This is a genomic window from Nocardiopsis sp. NPDC006139, from assembly GCF_040614155.1.
GTDB lineage: Bacteria > Actinomycetota > Actinomycetes > Streptosporangiales > Streptosporangiaceae > Nocardiopsis > Nocardiopsis changdeensis.
Genome location: NZ_JBEXTT010000005.1, coordinates 308788 through 326405, shown reverse-complemented (window position 1 = coordinate 326405; position 17618 = coordinate 308788). Strand labels below are relative to the sequence as shown.

15 protein-coding genes are annotated in these 17618 nt (G+C 75.5%); 7 read left to right on the top strand and 8 right to left on the bottom strand.

Annotated features, from left to right (window positions below):
- Nucleotides 1-50: 50 nt before the first annotated feature.
- Nucleotides 51-518: a hemerythrin domain-containing protein gene (locus ABZ249_RS09310; RefSeq protein ID WP_355259554.1), complete on the bottom strand. Its 468-nt coding sequence runs from the start codon at nt 516-518 to the stop codon at nt 51-53.
- A 59-nt stretch (nt 519-577) separates the two neighbouring features.
- On the bottom strand, nt 578-1525 hold the full coding sequence (locus tag ABZ249_RS09305; RefSeq protein WP_355259551.1) for a PHB depolymerase family esterase: 948 nt from the start codon (nt 1523-1525) through the stop codon (nt 578-580).
- 225 nt (nt 1526-1750) lie between these two features.
- Between ABZ249_RS09305 and ABZ249_RS09300 the strand changes: the two genes are divergently transcribed.
- The gene (locus ABZ249_RS09300; protein WP_355259548.1) at nt 1751-3193 is read left to right on the top strand and encodes a hypothetical protein; all 1443 of its coding nucleotides are present in this window, start codon (nt 1751-1753) and stop codon (nt 3191-3193) included.
- A complete protein-coding gene (locus ABZ249_RS09295; protein WP_355259545.1) occupies nt 3190-4401 on the top strand; it encodes a hypothetical protein in 1212 nt (403 codons plus the stop codon). Before ABZ249_RS09300 ends, ABZ249_RS09295 begins: the two co-directional genes overlap by 4 nt.
- 148 nt (nt 4402-4549) lie before the next feature.
- Here ABZ249_RS09295 and ABZ249_RS09290 read toward each other — a convergent pair whose 3' ends face one another.
- Entirely contained in the window at nt 4550-5290 is a 741-nt protein-coding gene (locus ABZ249_RS09290; RefSeq protein WP_355259542.1) for a TetR/AcrR family transcriptional regulator C-terminal domain-containing protein, read from the bottom strand.
- A gap of 69 nt (nt 5291-5359) precedes the next feature.
- On the opposite strand from ABZ249_RS09290, the gene ABZ249_RS09285 reads away from it, so the two are divergent.
- Together ABZ249_RS09285 and leuE are read left to right on the top strand one after the other, a co-directional pair.
- Nucleotides 5360-7129 (top strand): CPBP family glutamic-type intramembrane protease, encoded by a 1770-nt coding sequence (locus ABZ249_RS09285; protein ID WP_355259535.1) that lies wholly within the window; start codon nt 5360-5362, stop codon nt 7127-7129.
- A 58-nt stretch (nt 7130-7187) separates the two neighbouring features.
- The gene (gene leuE / locus ABZ249_RS09280; RefSeq protein ID WP_355259532.1) at nt 7188-7847 is read left to right on the top strand and encodes a leucine efflux protein LeuE; all 660 of its coding nucleotides are present in this window, start codon (nt 7188-7190) and stop codon (nt 7845-7847) included.
- A 24-nt stretch (nt 7848-7871) separates the two neighbouring features.
- Here leuE and ABZ249_RS09275 read toward each other — a convergent pair whose 3' ends face one another.
- The 5 genes from ABZ249_RS09275 to ABZ249_RS09255 form a co-directional block, all read right to left on the bottom strand.
- On the bottom strand, nt 7872-9392 hold the full coding sequence (locus tag ABZ249_RS09275) for a fatty acyl-CoA synthetase (protein ID WP_355259529.1): 1521 nt from the start codon (nt 9390-9392) through the stop codon (nt 7872-7874).
- Nucleotides 9393-9526: 134 nt separating this feature from the next.
- Complete coding sequence (locus tag ABZ249_RS09270; protein WP_355259526.1) at nt 9527-10399, bottom strand: carbohydrate ABC transporter permease; 873 nt, start codon at nt 10397-10399, stop codon at nt 9527-9529.
- On the bottom strand, nt 10396-11382 hold the full coding sequence (locus ABZ249_RS09265) for a sugar ABC transporter permease (protein WP_355259523.1): 987 nt from the start codon (nt 11380-11382) through the stop codon (nt 10396-10398). The genes ABZ249_RS09270 and ABZ249_RS09265 overlap by 4 nt, the downstream gene beginning before the upstream one ends.
- Nucleotides 11379-12641 (bottom strand): ABC transporter substrate-binding protein, encoded by a 1263-nt coding sequence (locus ABZ249_RS09260; protein WP_355259520.1) that lies wholly within the window; start codon nt 12639-12641, stop codon nt 11379-11381. Before ABZ249_RS09260 ends, ABZ249_RS09265 begins: the two co-directional genes overlap by 4 nt.
- Nucleotides 12642-12890: 249 nt before the next feature.
- On the bottom strand, nt 12891-13535 hold the full coding sequence (locus ABZ249_RS09255) for a VOC family protein (protein WP_355259517.1): 645 nt from the start codon (nt 13533-13535) through the stop codon (nt 12891-12893).
- Between the two features lie 267 nt (nt 13536-13802).
- Here ABZ249_RS09255 and ABZ249_RS09250 point away from each other — a divergent pair, with 267 nt between their 5' ends.
- From ABZ249_RS09250 to ABZ249_RS09240, 3 genes are all read left to right on the top strand, one after another.
- Nucleotides 13803-15083: a serine hydrolase domain-containing protein gene (locus tag ABZ249_RS09250; RefSeq protein WP_355259515.1), complete on the top strand. Its 1281-nt coding sequence runs from the start codon at nt 13803-13805 to the stop codon at nt 15081-15083.
- A gap of 129 nt (nt 15084-15212) precedes the next feature.
- Nucleotides 15213-16133 carry a ketopantoate reductase family protein gene (locus ABZ249_RS09245; RefSeq protein WP_355259512.1) on the top strand — a complete coding sequence of 307 codons (921 nt, stop codon included), beginning with the start codon at nt 15213-15215 and terminating at the stop codon, nt 16131-16133.
- A 62-nt stretch (nt 16134-16195) separates the two neighbouring features.
- On the top strand, nt 16196-17608 hold the full coding sequence (locus ABZ249_RS09240; protein WP_355259509.1) for a VCBS repeat-containing protein: 1413 nt from the start codon (nt 16196-16198) through the stop codon (nt 17606-17608).
- Nucleotides 17609-17618 lie beyond the last annotated feature (10 nt).

Below are 17618 nucleotides of genomic sequence, written 5' to 3'. Positions count from 1 at the left end.
GGAAGCCCGCTCCCCACAGGCCCGGCCGCGCGCTCCGAGAGGGGCCGGGCTCAGGCGATCGGTCCGAACAGGTCGGTGCGGTCCAGGTCCCCGGTGTCCAGGGCGTCCAGGGCGGCGCCGATCCTGCGCTCCTCGTACCCGAAGTGGGTCTCCATGACCGCCTCGATGCCGTCGAGGTGGCGGTGCAGCTCCTCGGCGTCCCCGCCCCGCTCCAGGGCCTTCTCCAGGGCGCCGATGAGGTGGTCGAGCATGGAGTGGTCCTGCTTGAGCTGCGCGACGACCGGGGCCAGCCCCGGGTCGGCGGCGACCAGCAGGGGGAAGAGGGTGGTGTCCTCGCTGCGGTGGTGGCCGGTGAGGGCTCGGCAGAACCCGTGGCAGTACAGCAGCAGGTCCTGTGCCGCGCTCCCGGTGTCCTCACCGCGGTCGACGGCGGCCCGTGCGACGCCGATCGCGTCGCGCAGCCTGCGGTGGACCGCCTCCAGCTCCCGCCGCCACGCCGCGGCGCGTTCCCCGCCCATCGTCCCCCTCGTCGCCTCGGTCCCCGTGAAGGATCTCCGGAAGGCTAGCAGCCGCGGGGTCAGGCGGCGGGCAGGCGGTGGCGGGCCGCGAACAGCCACAGCTCCCGGTACGCCGGGACGGTGTCGGTGGTGCGGCCCGGACCGCTGGCGGAGGCCGCCCCCGGCCAGGTGTGCCCGCCCCGGGCCACCACCAGGTGCCGGACGTCGGCGCCCCCGGCGCAGCCCGTCCACTCCAGCGCGGTCACGTCGGGTCCCAGCCGCTCCGCCCGCGGACCCCGGAGGCAGCCGTTGGCCGCGGCCCGGTCGGCGTTCCACCGGGCGACGTCGGGCAGCCCGCGCCCGGGGTCCCCGGTGTAGGGGATGGTCTCGTCCGCCGTGCCGTGGAAGGAGACCACCGGCACCGCCCGGGAGGTGTCGCACTCCAGGCCGTGCGGGTAGAAGGCCGCCGCCACCGGCGCGATCGCCGCGATCCGCCGCGGCGCCGCGCAGGCCAGCACGGCGGTGAAGCCGCCCCCGTTGGACATGCCCGCGGCGTAGACCCGGGTGCGGTCCACGCAGGTCAGCGACTCCACCGTGTCCAGGAGCGCGTGGGTGAAGGCGACGTCGTCGGCCCCGGGCGGGGAGTAGGGGGCGCCCTGCCAGGCCGACCGGTCGTCCTCGCCGGTCAACGCGTCGGGCAGCACCACCACCGCGGGCAGCCCGGTCAGCCCCGAGTACCCGGCCATGCCCTCGGCGCTGCCTCCGCGCCCGTGGTAGGCCAGCAGCACCGGCCAGGCGCGGCCGGGGGTGTACCCCCGGGGCAGGTGGACCAGGTACTCGCGCTCCACACCACCGCTGACCAGGGAGTACCGCACCGCCTCCCCCGGCTCCTGGGGCGCGGGCAGCCCGCAGCCCGTGGAGCGGTACCCCGGGTCCGGGTCGTGCGGGACCGCCGCGCCGGGGGCGGCCACGGCCAGGGCCGCCAGGGCGAGCACCAGCACCGAGCGGACGAGCATGCGCAGGGGCACGCGATACTCCTTCCGGCGACGACATTCGGACAACGGAGACGTTATCGACTTCCCGGTTATAAATCGGTTCTCTCGCGCGCGGCTGTTTTGCTACGTTCGACCCGCGGGCCGTGGGACTTCGGCCGTGACTTCCGAGAACTGCCTTGTACGCACCATTCACGCCGGTCACGCCTACATCACCCCGGTCCGCACCCCTTCTTCTCCCTCCCGGACCCTCCCCGAACGATGACCGACACCTACACCGACCTGCTGGCCTGCGAGGACCTGCTGCTCTTCGCGGCCGCGGCGATCTCCTCCACCGGTCAGCACGAGTTCCACGTCGACGCGGAGGGCCAGCGCCTGTCCCTGGACTTCCTGCACGAGTACGTGCACGGCACCCTGCCCGACCTGTACGCGCTCATGCTCACGCTGCACGTCAACGACCACAACGCCGCCCGGATCGTGCACACCCTGCTCGCGCACCCGCGCCCCGGGCAGGACCCGGATGCCCGGGACCGGGAGAACTCCCTGATCCGCCGTCGGCTGGCGCTCATGCCGCCCCAGCGCGTGTACCGCCTGTTCCGGGCCCTGGCCGCCGAACGCGTCAACAACCGCCGCACCCGCGCGGTCATCCGCGCCTGGATCGCACGGCGCCCCCTGGAACTCGACGCCCTGAAGTACCGCGACGGCCTGCGCGCCGCCGTCCGCCACGCCCGCGTGCGGCTGCCCGGCGAGGTGGCCCGGTTCCTGTTCTCCTCCCCCGCCGTCCGGCGCTCCCTGCCCTACACCGCCCCGCTGCTGGAGGCCCACCGCCGCGCCCACTACTCGGCCCGGGCCCTGTACGGCCTGCCCTTCACCGTCGCCGAGGGGTTCGCCGCCCACCACCGGGTGCCCCGGGCCGTGTTCCTGGAGGGCATCGCCGAACACGCCACCGCCGCCGAGCGGCTGCGCCTGGACCGCACCGCGCGACGGCACGGACTGGACTCCCCATTGGCCGACCCGGGCTCGGCCCCGCTCCTGCGGCTGTGCTCCCACGTGCTGGCCCTGCCGGTCGCCGAACGCCGCGAGCGGCGCGCGGAGCTGGAGTCGGCGCTGGAGCGGGCCGCCCGGCGCACCGCCGGCCCGCTGGCCGGCACCTGGCCCCGGACCGCCGCCGTCCTGGACGACAGCTACTCCTCCATCGGCTCGACGGCGCGCCGCAACCGCCCGCTCGCCCTGGCCCTGGCCTGCCACCACCTGCTGCGGGTGCTGTCCCCGCAGGGGACCTCGCACTGGGTGTCGGGGCACACCGACCCGCTCACCGTCCGCCCCCAGGGCCCCACCCGGCTCGCCGAGCCCGTCCTGGACGCCCTGGACACCGGGCCCGCCCGGGTGGTCGTGGTCTCCGACGGGTACGACGACACCCCGCCGCTGCTCTCCGACGCCCTCCTGCTGTGGCGGCGGCGCGTCGACCCCGACCGTTCGGTGACGATGGTGCACCTGTCCCCGGTACTGGACGACTCCTGGTCCCCGCACCGGCTGTCCCCGGCCGTGCCCACCATCGGCCTGCACGACCCCGCGGTGCTGCCCTCCCTGGTGGAGCTGGCCCGGTTCGGCGAAGGGCGGCTGGGCCTGTCCGACCTGCGCGCGCACCTGGTGGCCACCGCCGACACCCTGCTGGCCGCCGACCGGCGGAAGGGGGCGGCGTGAGCGACGCCCAGGGCCTGGACCTGACCGGGGTCACCACCGGCACCGCCCAGCAGTGGGGCGCCGTCCGCCTGGTGCCGCTGCTGCGCGCCGCGCCGGTCCCGGGGCTGCGGCTGCACCCGCTGGCCGCCGACGACCTGCGCGACGACCCGCCCCTGGCCCGGGAGTACGCGGACGCGTGCTGCTACGTCCCGCACGCCTACGTGCTGACCTGGCAGGAGGACGACGCGCCCAGCGCCGCCTACGGGACCCGGATCGTTCCTCCCGGGCGCTCGTCGGCGCCCCGGCGCATGCACCTGGACCCGCGCGGCCGCGGCGTGCGCACGGCCTACCGGGGGCGGGGCCGGTTCCTGCCGATGCGCCTGGCCGTGGACGGGCTGCTGTCGCTGTTCTCCGGCGGACCCGAGATCGCCTGGGCGGAGTGGTCGCGGCACCTGCTCCTCCAGGGGCTGTCCGCCCCCGCGATGGACACCTACATCGGTGCGGAGATCCACGGCCTGGCCGCGGCGCTGCGGGTCTTCGAGATCCACCGGGACCAGTGCGGTGTGGCGGTGTACGTGGCCGACGCCCTGGCGTCGGTGCACCTGTACCCGCACCCGGACGACTACCGGGCGCTGCACACGAGCATGCTGATGGACCTGTTCGGCGAGACCCTGTACACCTACGGGATGCTGCGGGCGACGGTCCCCCCGCTGTACACGCCGTTGCGGGAGTCGCGGGTGCGCTCCCTGGCGGACCTGCGCCGGGAGGTCGCGCGCAGCCGCGACCGGACGCGGGAGGGCCACGACTCCCTGATGCTGTCGGCGCTGACCGACGGGCTGTACCGGAGCGGGCGCGGTGTGGACTTCGGCGGATGGGAGCACGCCGGGCCGGACGGCGGGGACCGCCGGCCCCGGTTCCGCACGGGGTGGCTGGCCCCGGAGCCGACCCGCGGGGACGACCTCCACGTCGGCGAGGTGATCCAGGACCGGCACGGCCGGACCGCCTACCTCAAGACACTGCGGCTGTCGGCCGCCCAGGCGCGGCAGGCCCGCCTGCTGTACGCGCTGGGCGCGGCGCAGTGGCGGCTGAAGCAGGCCGCCGCCGACCTCGGGATCACGGAGCCGGCGCTCGTCGACCGGCTGGACCGCGCGGGGCTGGGCCACCTGCTCGCCCCGGGCCTGCTGCAGGCCCACCGCACCGAACGCCGCCGCGCGGCCCGGCGCCGCTGACGCGGGCGCGGGCGCGGCCGACCGGCCCGCCGGCGTGCGGCGGCGAGAGGCAGACCGACGTGCGGCGGCGGGCGGCGGCAGACAGGCCGACGTGCGATGGCGACAGGCAGGCCGGGCGGCGGGCGGGCCGGGCGGCGGGCGCGGCCGCTCAGCGGTCGGCGGACCGGCCGTCGGCGATACGGCGTTCGACGCCGTCGAGCAGCCAGGACAGGCCCTCCTCGAAGACCTCCTCCGTCCCCGGGCCCGGTTCGGTGAGGCGCTCGACCGCGGGGAACCGGCCGGAGGGCGCGCGGTCGGCCAGGTACTCCAGCTGGGCGTCCGACCAGGCGCGGCCGCCCGGGGCGACCCGGCGGGCGGTGCGGTCGGCGTCCACCGCCCGGGCGGCGTGGCCGCGCACGTAGCCGTCCACGGCCCCGATCACCGCGAGGGCCTCCCGGTCGGCCAGGCCGGTGCCCCCGAACACCCGCAGCGCCGAGTCGGTCCAGGCCAGCGCGCCCGGGCCGACGGGGCGCTCCGTGCCCATGAGGTCCACCAGCCAGGGGTGGGCGCGGTAGCCCGCCAGGTCGGCGCGGGCCCAGGCCGCCACCTTGTCCCGCCAGGTCCCGGGCAGGGTGTGCGGCAGCGGCGCCTCCGCGATCACCGTGTCCACCATCAGGGCCAGCAGGGCCGCCTTGTCCGGGATGTAGGTGTACAGGGTGGCCGCGCCCACGCCCAGGGCGGCGGCGACGCGGCGCATGGACAGGGCGGCCAGGCCCTCCTCCTCCGCGACCGCGGTGGCGGCGTCGACCACGCCCCGGACGGTGAGCCGGTGCCGGGGCCCGCGCCGGGGCGGCTCGATGCCGTTCCACAGCAGGTCGAGGATCGGCCGCGGGTCGTCCTCGGTCGCCACTGGCGCCTCCCGTCCCCCCGACGTACATTGAAACTCCGAACGTTGTACGGAGTATAGCCGGGAGGCCCCATGACCACCCCGCCACCACCCCCCTCCCCCGGCCGGGCCCGGGCCGGAGCGGTGGCCGCGGCCGCCGGGTTCGCCCTCCTCGCCGCCTTCGCGCCCCCGCCCGCGGTCCCGCCCGGCGCGGCGCTGCTGCTGTGGGTGCTGCTGCGCGCCACCGGGACGCCGCTCCCGGCCCTGGGCCTGACCGGCGGAGCCCGGTCCGCACTGGCGGCCGCCGGGACCGGGCTGGCCGCGGTGCTGGCCGGGGCGGTCCCGGTCCTGGGCGCGGCGCTGGCCCTGGGCGCCTGGACCCCGGCCGCACCGCCCGCGGCGGCCTGGGGCGCGGCCGCGCTGGCGCTGGTCGCGGTGGTGCTGCCCGAGGAGGCGGTGTTCCGGGGCTACGTCCAGTACGCCCTGGGCACCCGCCGGCGGGGACTCGGCGCGGTGGCGGCGCAGGCCGCCCTGTTCGCCCCGGCCGCCGCGCTGGTGCAGGGGGACCCGGGCGCGCTCGCCACGGGTTTCGCCTTCGGGTTCCTGCTGGGGTACCTGCGGCTGCGCTCGGGCCGGCTGTGGACCGCCCTGGGGGTGCGCGCCGGCCTGCTCCTGGCCGGGGTCTGGGCCGCCGGCCTGTCCCCCGGCTGGGCGGCGGCGCTGTCGGCCGCCGCGGGCCTGGCCGCCCTGGCGGCCGTCCGCCCGGCGGCCCCGGCCCGTTCCGCGGCGGCCGGGGACCCGCCCCCGCGCCGCGCCCTGGCCCAGAGGGGCGTGCTGTACGACGTCGGCTCCTCCTACCTGCCGGGGCAGCACTCGCGGGAGCGGTGGCGGCCCGACGTGGTGGCCGGGGAGATGCGGGTCATCGCCCAGGACCTGCACTGCAACGCCGTCACCGTGTTCGGCCACGACCTGGGCCGGCTGGAGGAGGCCGCCCGGTCGGCCCTGGACCACGGGCTGTTCGTGTGGGTGCAGCCGCGCCTGGTGGACGGGACCCAGGACGAGATCACGGAGCGGCTCGGCCGCGCCGCCGCCTTCTGCGAGCGGCTGCGCGCCGACCACCCGGACCGGGTGGGGCTCAACGTCGGCTGCGAGCTGTCGGTCTTCGCCCAGGGCATCGTCCCCGGGGACACGTTCGCGGTGCGCACCGCCCGGCTGGCCTGGCTCTTCCCGCTGTCGCCGCTGTTCGACCGGAGGCTGGACCGGCTGCTGCGGCGGCTCGCCCGCACCGCCCGGGCCGGGTTCGCGGGCCCCCTCACCTACGGGTCGGGCGGCTGGGAGAACGTGGACTGGTCCCCGTTCGACCTCGTCGGCGTGGACCACTACCTCGACGGCAGGGGCCTGCGCGCCTACCGCGACGGGCTGCGGGCGCTGCACGGCTGGGGCAGGCCGGTGCTGGTCACCGAGTTCGGCTGCTGCGCCTACGAGGGCGCCCGCGAGGCGGGCGGGTCGGGCTCCGACATCCTCGACTGGAGCGACCCGGACGACCGCAGGGTGCGGCCGGGGTACCCGCGCAGCGAGAAGGTGCAGGCCGACACCCTGGACGAGCTGCTGGACGTGTTCGAGACCGAGGAGGTGCACGGGGCGTTCGTGTGCATGTTCATCGAGGGCGACTGCCGGTACTCCGAGGACCCCGAGCGCGACCAGGACAAGGCGTCCTTCGGGATCGTGCGCCCGCCCTCCCTGGAGTCGGGCCTGTCCCCCGACGACGGGCACTGGGAACCCAAGGAGGCCTTCCACCTCCTGGCCCGCCGCTTCGCCGCCGCCCCGGAGCCCGGTCCCGGCACCGGCCCGCGGCACGGGTGAGGGGCGTCACGGGGCGCCCGGGCTCCCGCCGGGAAAGGTGGGATGACAGACTTCCACCATGCTCGGCATCACCGACCTGCCCACCTACCTGGCGGGTCTCGTCCTCATCGTGCTCCTGCCCGGCCCCAACTCCCTGTACGTGCTCTCCGTCGCCGCGCGCGGCGGGACCCGTTCCGGGTACACGGCCGCCGCCGGGGTCTTCACCGGCGACGCCGTGCTCATGCTGCTCGCCGCGGCCGGGGCCGCCACGCTCCTGAAGACGAACCCGGTCGTGTTCGCGGTCGTGAAGTTCGCGGGCGCCGCCTACCTGGTCTGGATGGCCTTCGGGATGCTGCGCTCCGCCTACGCCATGTGGACCACCCGGCACCGGCGCAGCCTGGAGCAGCAGGCCGCCGACGCCTCCGGGGCCGAGGCCGCCGAGCGCCCCTACCGGCGGGCCCTGGTGGTGTCGCTGTTCAACCCGAAGGTGATCGTCTTCCTGATCTCCTTCTTCGTCCAGTTCGTCGACCCCGCCTACCCCTACCCCGCGGTGTCCTTCCTGGTCCTGGGCCTGCTGCTGCAGCTGGTCAGCTTCCTGTACCTGTCGGCGCTGATCTTCAGCGGCACCCGCCTGGCCGCCGCCTTCCGGCGGCGGCGCAGGCTCTCGGCCGGGGCCGCGTCCCTGGCGGGCGCCCTGTTCCTGGGCTTCGCGGTGAAGCTGTCCCTGAGCTCCGCCTGACGCCCGCGGCCGGTGCGGGGCGGCTCAGGTGCCGCGCAGTTCGCGCTTGAGGATCTTGCCGGAGGCGTTGCGGGGCAGGTCGTCGACCAGCCGGACCTCCTTGGGCGCCTTGAACGCCGCCAGGCGCCCGCGCACGTGCTCGGCCAGCGCCTCCTCCAGCCCCTCGGTGTCCGCCCCGGCGGCGGGCACCACGAACGCCGTCACCGCCTCGATCCACTTCTCGTCCGGCGTGCCCACCACGGCCGCCTCCGCCACCGCCGGATGGGTGTACAGGGCGTCCTCCACCTCGCGGGAGGCCACCAGCACCCCGCCGGTGTTGATGACGTCCTTGATCCGGTCCACCACCTCGATGTAGCCCTCGGCGTCGGCGCGGACCAGGTCGCCGGAGTGGAACCAGCCGCCGCGGAACGCCTCCTCGGTCTCCTCCGGCTTGTCCCAGTACCCCTGGCACAGTTGCGGCGACCGGTACACCACCTCGCCCGGCTCCCCCGGCGGGACGTCCTCTCCCTTGTCGTCGACCACCCGCAGCTCCACGAACAGGGCGGCCCGCCCCGCCGACGCGGGCCGGTCGGCGTGCTCCTCCGGGCGCAGCACGGTGGCCAGCGGGCCGATCTCGCTCTGCCCGAAGCAGTTGTAGAACCCCAGGTCGGGCAGGGCTCCGCGGAGCTTCTCCAGGACCGGTCCGGGCATGATCGACGCCCCGTAGTAGGCCTTGCGCAGGCTGCCCAGGTCGCGTTCGGCGAACTCGGGGTGGTTGGCCAGCGCCACCCACAGGGTGGGCGCGGCGAAGAACGCCCCGTGCCGGCCCGCCTCGATGCGGCGCAGCAGGTCGGCGGGGTCGGGCGCCTCCACCAGGGTGTTGCGCGCGCCCACCGCCAGCCACGGCATGAGGAAGACGTGCATCTGGGCGCTGTGGTAGAGCGGCATGGCGTGCAGGGGCTCGTCGTCGGCGCGCAGGTCCAGGCCCACCACGCACGACAGGTACTCGTGCACGAGCGCCCGGTGGGTCATCATCGCGCCCTTGGGCCGGGAGGTGGTCCCGGAGGTGTACAGCAGCTGCACCAGATCGGTGTCGGCGGTCTCCACCCCCAGGTCGGGGACGGGTCCCTCGGAGGCCGCGGCCAGCAGGCTGCCGGGGGTGTCGCGCAGCTCCACGACCTGTTCCACCCCGGCGCCGTCGCGGACCGCGTCGACCGCCGAGCGCAGCGCGGGGTCGGCGAGCACCATGGTGCTGCCGGACTGCTCCAGCAGGTAGAGGAGCTCCTCGCCCTGGAGGGCGTGGTTGACGGGGACGTGGACCAGTCCGGCCCGCGCGCAGGCCAGGAACCCGATGAGGTAGGCGTCGGAGTTGCGGCCGTAGGCGGCGACCCGGTCCCCCCTGGCCGCCCCCAGGGCCAGCAGCCGGGCGGCGGCCCGGGTGACGGCCGCATCGAGCCCGGCGTAGGTCCAGGTGCGGTCGCCGAAGACCAGCGCGGTGCGGTCGGGGGTGCGCGCCGCGCTGCGGTGCAGGACGCCGTCGACGGTGCTGGAGGTGGTGGGGCTCAAGTCGCCTCTCCCTGTTCGCCGGTGCGCCCCTCCGCGGGGCGCGGACACCCCCATCCTGGTGTGACCGGGGCCACTCGGACAAGGGCCGCCCGGTCGGCGGGGCGGCTCCGCGCCCGGGCCCCGCCGGCCGGGCGTCAGCCCTTGAGGGCCCCGGCCATCAGGCCGCGCATGAAGTAGCGGCCCAGCACCAGGTAGACCACCAGCGTGGGCAGCGACGCCAGCACCGCCGCGGCCATCTGCTGGTTGTAGGGCACCACCATCGACCCGGCGACGTTGTTCAGCTGCACCGTCACCGGCCAACTGCCGGGGCCGGTGAGGAAGACCGCGAACAGGAAGTCGTTCCACGCCGAGGTGAACTGCCAGATGAGCGTCACCGCGAACGCCGGCGCCGACACCGGCAGCACCACCGACGCGTAGGTCCGCAGCATGCCCGCCCCGTCCACGCGCGCCGCCTCGATCAGGGTCCGCGGGATGCCCGCGTAGTAGTTGCGGAAGATGAGCGTGCAGATCGGGATCCCGTACACGGTGTGCGCCAGGATCAGCGGGAACACCCCGCCCATCAGGTTCGCGCCCACCAGCATCTGCTGGAGCGGGATCATCACCGCCTGGTAGGGGATGAACATCCCGAACAGGAACAGCGTGAACACCGTGTCCGCGCCGGGGAACCGCCAGCGCGCCATCACGAAGCCGTTCATCGACCCCAGCACCGCGGAGACCGCCGCGCTGGGCACCGCCACCGCCACGCTGTTGCGCAGCCCCGAGGACAGGGCCTCCCAGGCCGCCGCCCAGCCCTCCGTGCTCCAGGTCTGGGGCGGCGACCACGCCCGGGCCGCGGTGGCCTCGGCGAAGGGCTTGAACCCGGTCACCAGCAGCACGTACATCGGCAGCAGGAACAGCACCGCCAGCGCGAACAGGACGGCGAACTTGACCGCCTGCCCGCGGCGGGTGGTCCCCGCCGCCCGGCCGCCGGGCGCGGTCACCCGGTCGGGCGCGCTCTGAACACTCAACGGCCCTCGCTCCGTTCCTTGCGCACCGTCCACACCAGGTAGGGGACGACGAACAGCGCCACCGCGAACAGCAGGTAGGAGGCGATGGTCGCGCCCTTGGCCGGGTCGCGGACCTCGAACACCATCGCCCACATGTACACGGCGGGCACGTCCGCGACGATCTGCTGTCCGGCGATGGCGATGATCAGGTCGAACACCTTCAGCGACATGTGGCCCAGGATGATCACCGCGCTGAGCAGGACAGGCCGCAGCTGCGGCATGACCACGTGCCGGTACACGCCCCACTCCGAGCAGCCGTCCACCCGGGCCGCCTCGCGCAGCTCCTCGGGCACCCCGCGGAACCCGGCCAGGAACAGCGCCATGATGTACCCGGCCAGCTGCCAGATCGCGGGCAGCGCCATCGCCGCCATCCCCAGGTCCGGCGCGGTCCACCAGTCGTTGACCAGGAAGTCCAGGTTGAAGTGGACGAACAGGGCGTTCAGGCCGGTGGCGCGCTCGGCGGGGGCCGGGTTCATCAGCCACCGCCACACCACACCGGTGGCGATGAAGGACACGGCCATCGGCGCCAGGAACAGGGTGCGGAAGACCGGCTCGCCGCGGATGCCCTTGTCCAGCAGCAGCCCCAGCAGCCAGCCCAGCACCAGGGCGCCGCCGACGAACACCACCGTGAACACGACCGCGTTGCCCACCGCGGCCGGCCAGCGGGCCTCCTGCCACAGCGCGACGAAGTTGGCGAGGCCGACGAACTCGCCCTCCTGGATCGGCGCGTGCTTGTCGCTGAGCGCCAACCGGAGGTTCCAGCCGATCATGCCGTAGACGAAGACGCCGATGAGCAGGATCGACGGGGAGACCAGCAGCAGCCCGGGCAGCCAGGCGCGGGCCCGGTGCAGCGCGCGGCGCGGCGCCGGGCGCGGGCCTCCGCCGGAGGTGCGGCCGGGGCCGCCGCCGACGGCGGCCCCGGACCGGTTCGGCGACGTGCTCATTCGGCCCGCGCGGCCGTGACCAGCGCGTCCTGGAGCGCCTCGACGTCGCCGTCGCCCAGGTAGAGGCCGACTGCGGTGTCGACGTCGTTCTTCCACCGGTTGCCGACCGTGACCCCGTGCCAGAACGAGCCCGCCAGCTCCGGCCCGGCCTGCCACTCGGCCAGGGCCGACTCCAGGTAGGGGCTGTCGGCGTAGTTGGCGGGGTCGGCGTCCTCGCGGGCGGGGATGGAGCCCTTGAGGGGGTTGAAGATGTCCTGGCCCTCCCGGCTGCCGACCAGCGCGAGCCAGGTCAGCGCCGCCTCCTCGTTGGGCGCGCCCACGGGGAGGGTGAAGCTGTCGGAGAGCCACATGTAGGTGCCCTCGGTGCCGGGGGAGGCGGCCCAGTCGTAGTCCTCGCCCGGGACCGCTCCCAGTTCGTCGAAGTACCCGGCGGCCCAGTCGCCCATGATGTTGAAGGCGGCCTCGCCGTCGGCGACCCGGCGCGCGGCCTCCTGCCAGTCCTCGGCGGCCGACTCCTCCTGGGTGTGCTCCATGATCCGGTCGAACGTGGCCAGCGCCGCGGCGACCTCGGGGGTGTCCCAGTCGGCGCCGGGCTCCCACAGGGCGTTGTAGGCGTCGGTGCCCAGCGAGCCCAGCAGCACCGACTCCAGCAGGTGGTCGACCGTCCACTGGGCGCCCACCGCCATGGGGATGGCGTCGGTCTCCTCGGCGACGGTCTCCAGCGCCTCCACCAGCTCCTCGGGGGTCTGCGGCGGGGCCTCGATCCCGGCCTCCTCCAGCACCGCGGGGCTGTACCACATCACGTTGGAGCGGTGGATGTTCACGGGGACGGAGTAGACGCTGCCGTCGTAGGTGATCTGCTCCACCAGCTGGTCGGGCAGGGCGTCGTGCAGGCCCTGCTCCTCGAAGAAGTCGTCCAGCGGGCTGAGGTAGCCCGCCTCGATGTAGTCCTGGAGCTCGGCCCCGGCGTGCCCCTGGAAGGAGTCCGGCGGGTCCTGGCTCTGCAGGCGCCCCTCCAGGACCGCCTGGGCGTTGGTGCCCGAGCCGCCGGCGACGGCGGCGTTGACGAACTCGATGTCGGGGTTCTCGTCCTCGAAGCGCTCGATGAGCGCGTTCAGGCCGGCCTCCTCGCCGCCGCCGGTCCACCAGGAGAACACCTCGACCTGGTCGCCGCCCCCGTCCCCGCCGCCCCCGCACCCCGAGGCCACGAGCGCCAACCCGAGCGCTCCCGCCGCGACCGACCACCGCCGTGCACGCATGATCTCTCCTCCCGGAGCGGCGGGGCCGTCTCACGAAGGCGCCCGCCCATCGTGTCGTGGATCACAAAAGCCGTCTGCCGTGCCATCCTTTGCAGTCCGCGCACAACGGGTCAAGGGCTGTAGGGATCCGACGCCGAGGCGTGACCTGACGGCCGTTCCCGTATATGGGAGCGTGACCACACCCGCCTCAGGGCACCGGTCCGGACGGGGGCGGGTCCGCCCCGTCACCGCCTCACAGCGGGTCGCGGTTCACCGCAGGGCGAACTCCCCCTTCGGGCCGCGCAGGACGGCCTCCAACAGGGGCTCCGGGCCCTGTGCCAGGTCCAGGTCCACGCCCAGCGCCGCCAGCGCCCGGCCCGCCGCGCCCGGGTCCGGGTGCTCGGCGCGCAGCGACACCAGCTCCAGCGCGGGCAGGTCGCCCAGCCCCGGCTGCGGGGTGCCGCCCCAGTCGATGAGGAACGGCACCGGCTCCGGATACCGCTCGCTCTCCTTCTTCGCCAGCGACCACCGCAGCTCGCGCCCGTCCGGAGTGGCCCGCGACCACGGCTCGGCGTCGCCCGGGTCGTGGCCCGCGGCGCGGGCCCGCGCCACCGCGGCGGCCAGGTCCGCGACCCCCACCGCGAACGTGGCCAGGTGCGGCCGCTCCAGCGACGCCAGCCCGAACACCCGCACCGGCCCCGGATCGGCCCGCTCGGGGTCGGGCCCGATGACCTCCAGGTAGTGCGGCGCCCGCTCGCCGCCCACGGTGAGCGCCACCAGCGCGTTCGCGCTCCCCACCGGGTGCCGCCCGCCCGGGGCCGGCCGCACCCCGGTCAGCTCCTCGAACGCGTCGACCCCCTCCGCCAGGTCGGGCACCGCGTACACCAGGTGGTCGAGCGCCTTCGGGAATCCCATTCACTGCTCCTCGGTCGGTCGGGGCCGGCCGCCCCCGCGGCGGCCGCGGCGGGCGCGCGGTCGGGCCGCGGAGCGGCCGCTCCACGACCGGGCCCGGTACGGTCCCGGCCACGGTATCCCCCGGTCCCGGGGCGCCGCCGCACGGACCCGGGGGAACGGCGTTGACCCGGCGCGCCGGGGTCGGTACCTTCTCCGGGTTCCCCCGCTTCTCCCCGTGCCCCCGCCAGAGAAGGCCCCGCAGCCCCACCTTCTTTGAAAGGCCCCTCCTTGCCGTACGGCACCCACGAGCAGCAGGCCCCCGCCCCCTCCCGCCGCAGGGCCCTGGCCCTGGCCGCCGGGCTCGGCGCGGCGGTCCTCGCCGCCGACGCCCTGCCCGCGCACGCCGCCGAGCGGACCTGGCGCACCTCGGGCCCGAACGTCCCCGCCATGGCGCACTTCGACACCGTCATGCGCGACTACATGCAGGCGCGCGGGATCAGCGCCGGGTCGCTGGCCGTGTCCCGCCAGGGCAGGATCGCCCTGGCGCGCGGCTACACCTGGGCCGACCCCGCGGTGGCGACCACCCGGGAGACCGACGTGTTCCGCATCGCCAGCCTGAGCAAGAACATCGCCGGGACCGCCGCGATGCTCCTGGCCCAGCGCGGCGACCTGGACCTGGACGCCCCGGTCGGCGACTTCGTCGACCTGTCGCCGCTGCCGGGCCGGACCGCGGACCCCCGCCTGGGACAGGTCACCGTCCGGCGCGCCCTCCAGCACCTCGGCGGCTGGAACCGGGACGTCTCCGGGGACCCCCTGTGGCGCGACCACGCCCTGGCCGCCGAGTCGGGGTTCGGTCTGCCGCTCTCGGAGGAGGACGTGGTGGCCCACGTCAGCGGCCTCCCGCTCGACGCCGCCCCGGGGACGGCGTACTCCTACAGCAACTACGGCTACCTCCTGGTGTCGCGGGTGATCGCCGCGGTGTCCGGCTCGACCTTCGAGGACTTCACGGTCTCGGACGTCCTGGGGCCGGTGGACGTGGCGCGCATGCGCGCCGGGCGCTCGCTCGCGCAGGGCCAGGCGGGCGAGGTGCGCTACGAGTCGAAGTACACCGCGACCACCGTCCTGGACGCCTCCGGCGCGAAGGTCCCCACCCCCTACGGCGGGTTCAACCTGGAGAACCAGCTGGGCAACGGCGGGTGGGTGGCCTCCGCTGTCGACCTCGTGCGGTACTGCACCGTCTACGACACCCCCGGCGCGGCCGGGGTGCTGACCCCCGCGTCCATCGACGAGGTGATGGCGGTCCCGGAGACCGGCGGCGGGGCCACCCACTACGGGCTGGGCTGGTACGTGCGGCCGACCGCGAACGGGCGCAACACCTGGCACTTCGGCAGCATGCCCGGCACGTACACGTTCCTGGCCCGGTCCAACGGGTACACGATCGCGGCGCTGTTCAACCGGCGCGGCGAGGGCGACGGGCTGAACTGGGGCGAGATCGACCCCAAGCTGTGGTCGGCGGTCAACGCGGTCGGCACCTGGCCGTCCGAGGACCTCACCCCCCGCTACTTCTGACCGGCGGCGCGGGCGGGGCCGCCCCGGCCCCGCCCGCGCGGGACGGCGGGACCCGCCCCGGCCTTGCCGCGAGCCATCCCATGGCCCTACGTTGTTCGATGTTCAACGAACCACTCCATGGGAGCAACAGTGAGAATCCTTGTCGTGGGCGCGGGCGCCGTCGGCGGCTACTTCGGGGCCCGCCTGGTCCAGGCGGGCCGGGACGTCGACTTCCTGGTCCGCCCGGCCCGGGCCGACCTCCTGAACGAGCACGGCCTGCAGGTGCGCGACCTGGACGGCTCCGTGGAGACGGTCCCCGTCACCGCGGTCACCGCCGACACCCTCGCCCCCGACTACGACCTGGTGGTCCTGGCCGTGAAGTCCTACGGGTTCGACGCGGCGCTCAAGGACATCGCCCCCGCCGTGGGCCCCGGCACCGCCGTGCTGCCCTTCCTCAACGGCATGCGGCACATGGACGCCCTCATCGACCGGTTCGGCGCCGACCGCGTGTACGGCGGAGTGGCCATGGTGCAGACCCGCCTGGGCGAGAACGGCGAGATCGTCGAGGTCGGCCGGATGGCCCAGCTCATCTACGGCCCGGTCTCCGACACCCCCGTCGTCCCCCTGGACGCGGTGCACGCCGCCCTGGACACCGGGACGTTCTCCGCGACCGCCGCCGAGGACGCGGTGCAGGAGCTGTGGGACAAGTGGGTGTTCCTGGCGAGCATGGGCGCCTGCAACTGCCTGATGCGCGGCCCCATCGGCCGCATCAACTCCGCCGAGGGCGGCCGGGAGTTCTCCCGGGCCGTGTTCGAGGAGGCCGCCGCCGTCGCCGCCGCGTCCGGGTACCCGGTCCGGCCGAAGGTGCGCGAGCGCGCCGACCGGATGCTGGGCGACACCACCGCCGGGACCACCACCTCCCTGTACTGGGACCTCACCCACGGCAACCCGGTGGAGGCCGACCACATCATCGGCGACCTGGTGGCGCGCGGCCGCGCCCTGGGCGTGCCCACGCCGATGTTCGCGCTGGCCGACCTGCACCTGCGGGTGTACGAGGCCGGGCGCGCCTGAACCGCCGTGTGTCCGGCGGGGCGGCGGGTATCCTCCCCGCACACCCCCTCGATCGGAGTCCCATGCCCCGCCGCCACCGCCCCCTCCCCCTGCTGCTGTGCGCCCTGCTCGCGACCGCCTGCGGGAGCGGCCCCGCCGCCGACGGCGACCGGGGGGAGGGGGCGGAGCAGGTGCGCGACCACCCGTCGGCCCCCGTCCCCGAGGGCACCGGGTCGCGGACGGCCGGGGACGTCAACGGCGACGGGTACCCCGACCTGGTCTTCGCCGCCGGCATGGACACCGAGAGGCTGACCGACACGGCCGACCGCGTCATCGTCGTGTACGGCTCCGCCCGGGGCCTGGACCCCGCCACGCGCACCGTGCTGGACCCGGGGCCGGTCCGCGCGGTGGCCGTTCCCGGCACCGGCGGCGACGGCACCCGCGGGGAGGCCGCCGACCTGGACGGGGACGGGTTCGCCGACATCCCCCTGGTCCACCACCCGGAGGGGGAGGACGGCCCCGCGGTGCACGCGGTGTACCGGGGCGGCCCCACCGGGCCCGGCGCCGACCCGGTCCCGCTGGCCCTGCCCGAGGACGGTAGGTCGCCGTCGGGGTGGCCCCCGGCCGCGGTCGGCGACTTCGACGCCGACGGGGCGGCCGACCTGGCGCTGGTCCGCGAGGACGGCACCGGCGGGCAGGAGGAGATCACCGTGCTGTACGGCCCGATCGGCCCGGACGGGGCCCCGGCCCGCACCGGCTCGCGCCCCTTCCCGTCCTGGATCGGCTCCCTGGTCGCCGGCCCCGCCGGAACCGGCGGAACCGGCGGCTCCCCGCTGCTGGTGCAGCACTCCAGCGACGGCGAGCAGACGAGCAACACCCTGCTCCTGACCGGCCCCGGCGACCCGGCCGGCTGGGCGCAGGCCGACACGGTGGGCGGGTCCATGGCCGCCTTCGGGGACCTGGACGGGGACGGCGCCGCCGACCTCGTCGTGGGCGACGACGGCAACCGCAACAACGAGCCCGGGTACGAGACCGAGCCCCCTGAGGTCCACCACCGCCTCAACCTCTACCCCGGCCCCCTCACCGCGGACCCGGGCGACCCGGTCGGCCTCGACCTGCCCGGGGAGGCGACCGCCGCCTACGGCGGCACCCGCGCCCTGGCCCTGTGCGACACCGACGGCGACGGCACCCGGGAGGCCGCCGTGGGCCGCGCCGGGCACGGGGTCGACACCGTGCACTGGGCCGACGGGGCCCTGCGGATCGCCGACACCCCGCCCCTGGTGCGCTCGGGCCCCGAGGAGGGCCCGCTGGCCGGCGGCTCCGGGACCGAACGCGTGGCGGGCCTGGAGGGCTGCGCCGACCACGACGCGAACGGCTCCGACGAACTCCTGCTCTCCTACTCGCCCGGGCCCCGGACGCCCTCCCCGGCCCGCTGGTGGGTCACCGACGGACGCGAGGACCTGGCCTCCTTCGACAGCGCGGCGTTCGGGGACTGACCCCGCGCCG

Coding starts and splice junctions, on each gene's coding strand:
- ABZ249_RS09300 (WP_355259548.1), top strand. CDS start 1,751: ATGACCGACACCTACACCGACCTGCTGGCCTGCGAGGACCTGCTGCTC.
- leuE (WP_355259532.1), top strand. CDS start 7,188: ATGCTCGGCATCACCGACCTGCCCACCTACCTGGCGGGTCTCGTCCTC.
- ABZ249_RS09285 (WP_355259535.1), top strand. CDS start 5,360: ATGACCACCCCGCCACCACCCCCCTCCCCCGGCCGGGCCCGGGCCGGA.
- ABZ249_RS09260 (WP_355259520.1), bottom strand. CDS start 12,641: ATGCGTGCACGGCGGTGGTCGGTCGCGGCGGGAGCGCTCGGGTTGGCG.
- ABZ249_RS09255 (WP_355259517.1), bottom strand. CDS start 13,535: ATGGGATTCCCGAAGGCGCTCGACCACCTGGTGTACGCGGTGCCCGAC.
- ABZ249_RS09240 (WP_355259509.1), top strand. CDS start 16,196: ATGCCCCGCCGCCACCGCCCCCTCCCCCTGCTGCTGTGCGCCCTGCTC.
- ABZ249_RS09265 (WP_355259523.1), bottom strand. CDS start 11,382: ATGAGCACGTCGCCGAACCGGTCCGGGGCCGCCGTCGGCGGCGGCCCC.
- ABZ249_RS09310 (WP_355259554.1), bottom strand. CDS start 518: ATGGGCGGGGAACGCGCCGCGGCGTGGCGGCGGGAGCTGGAGGCGGTC.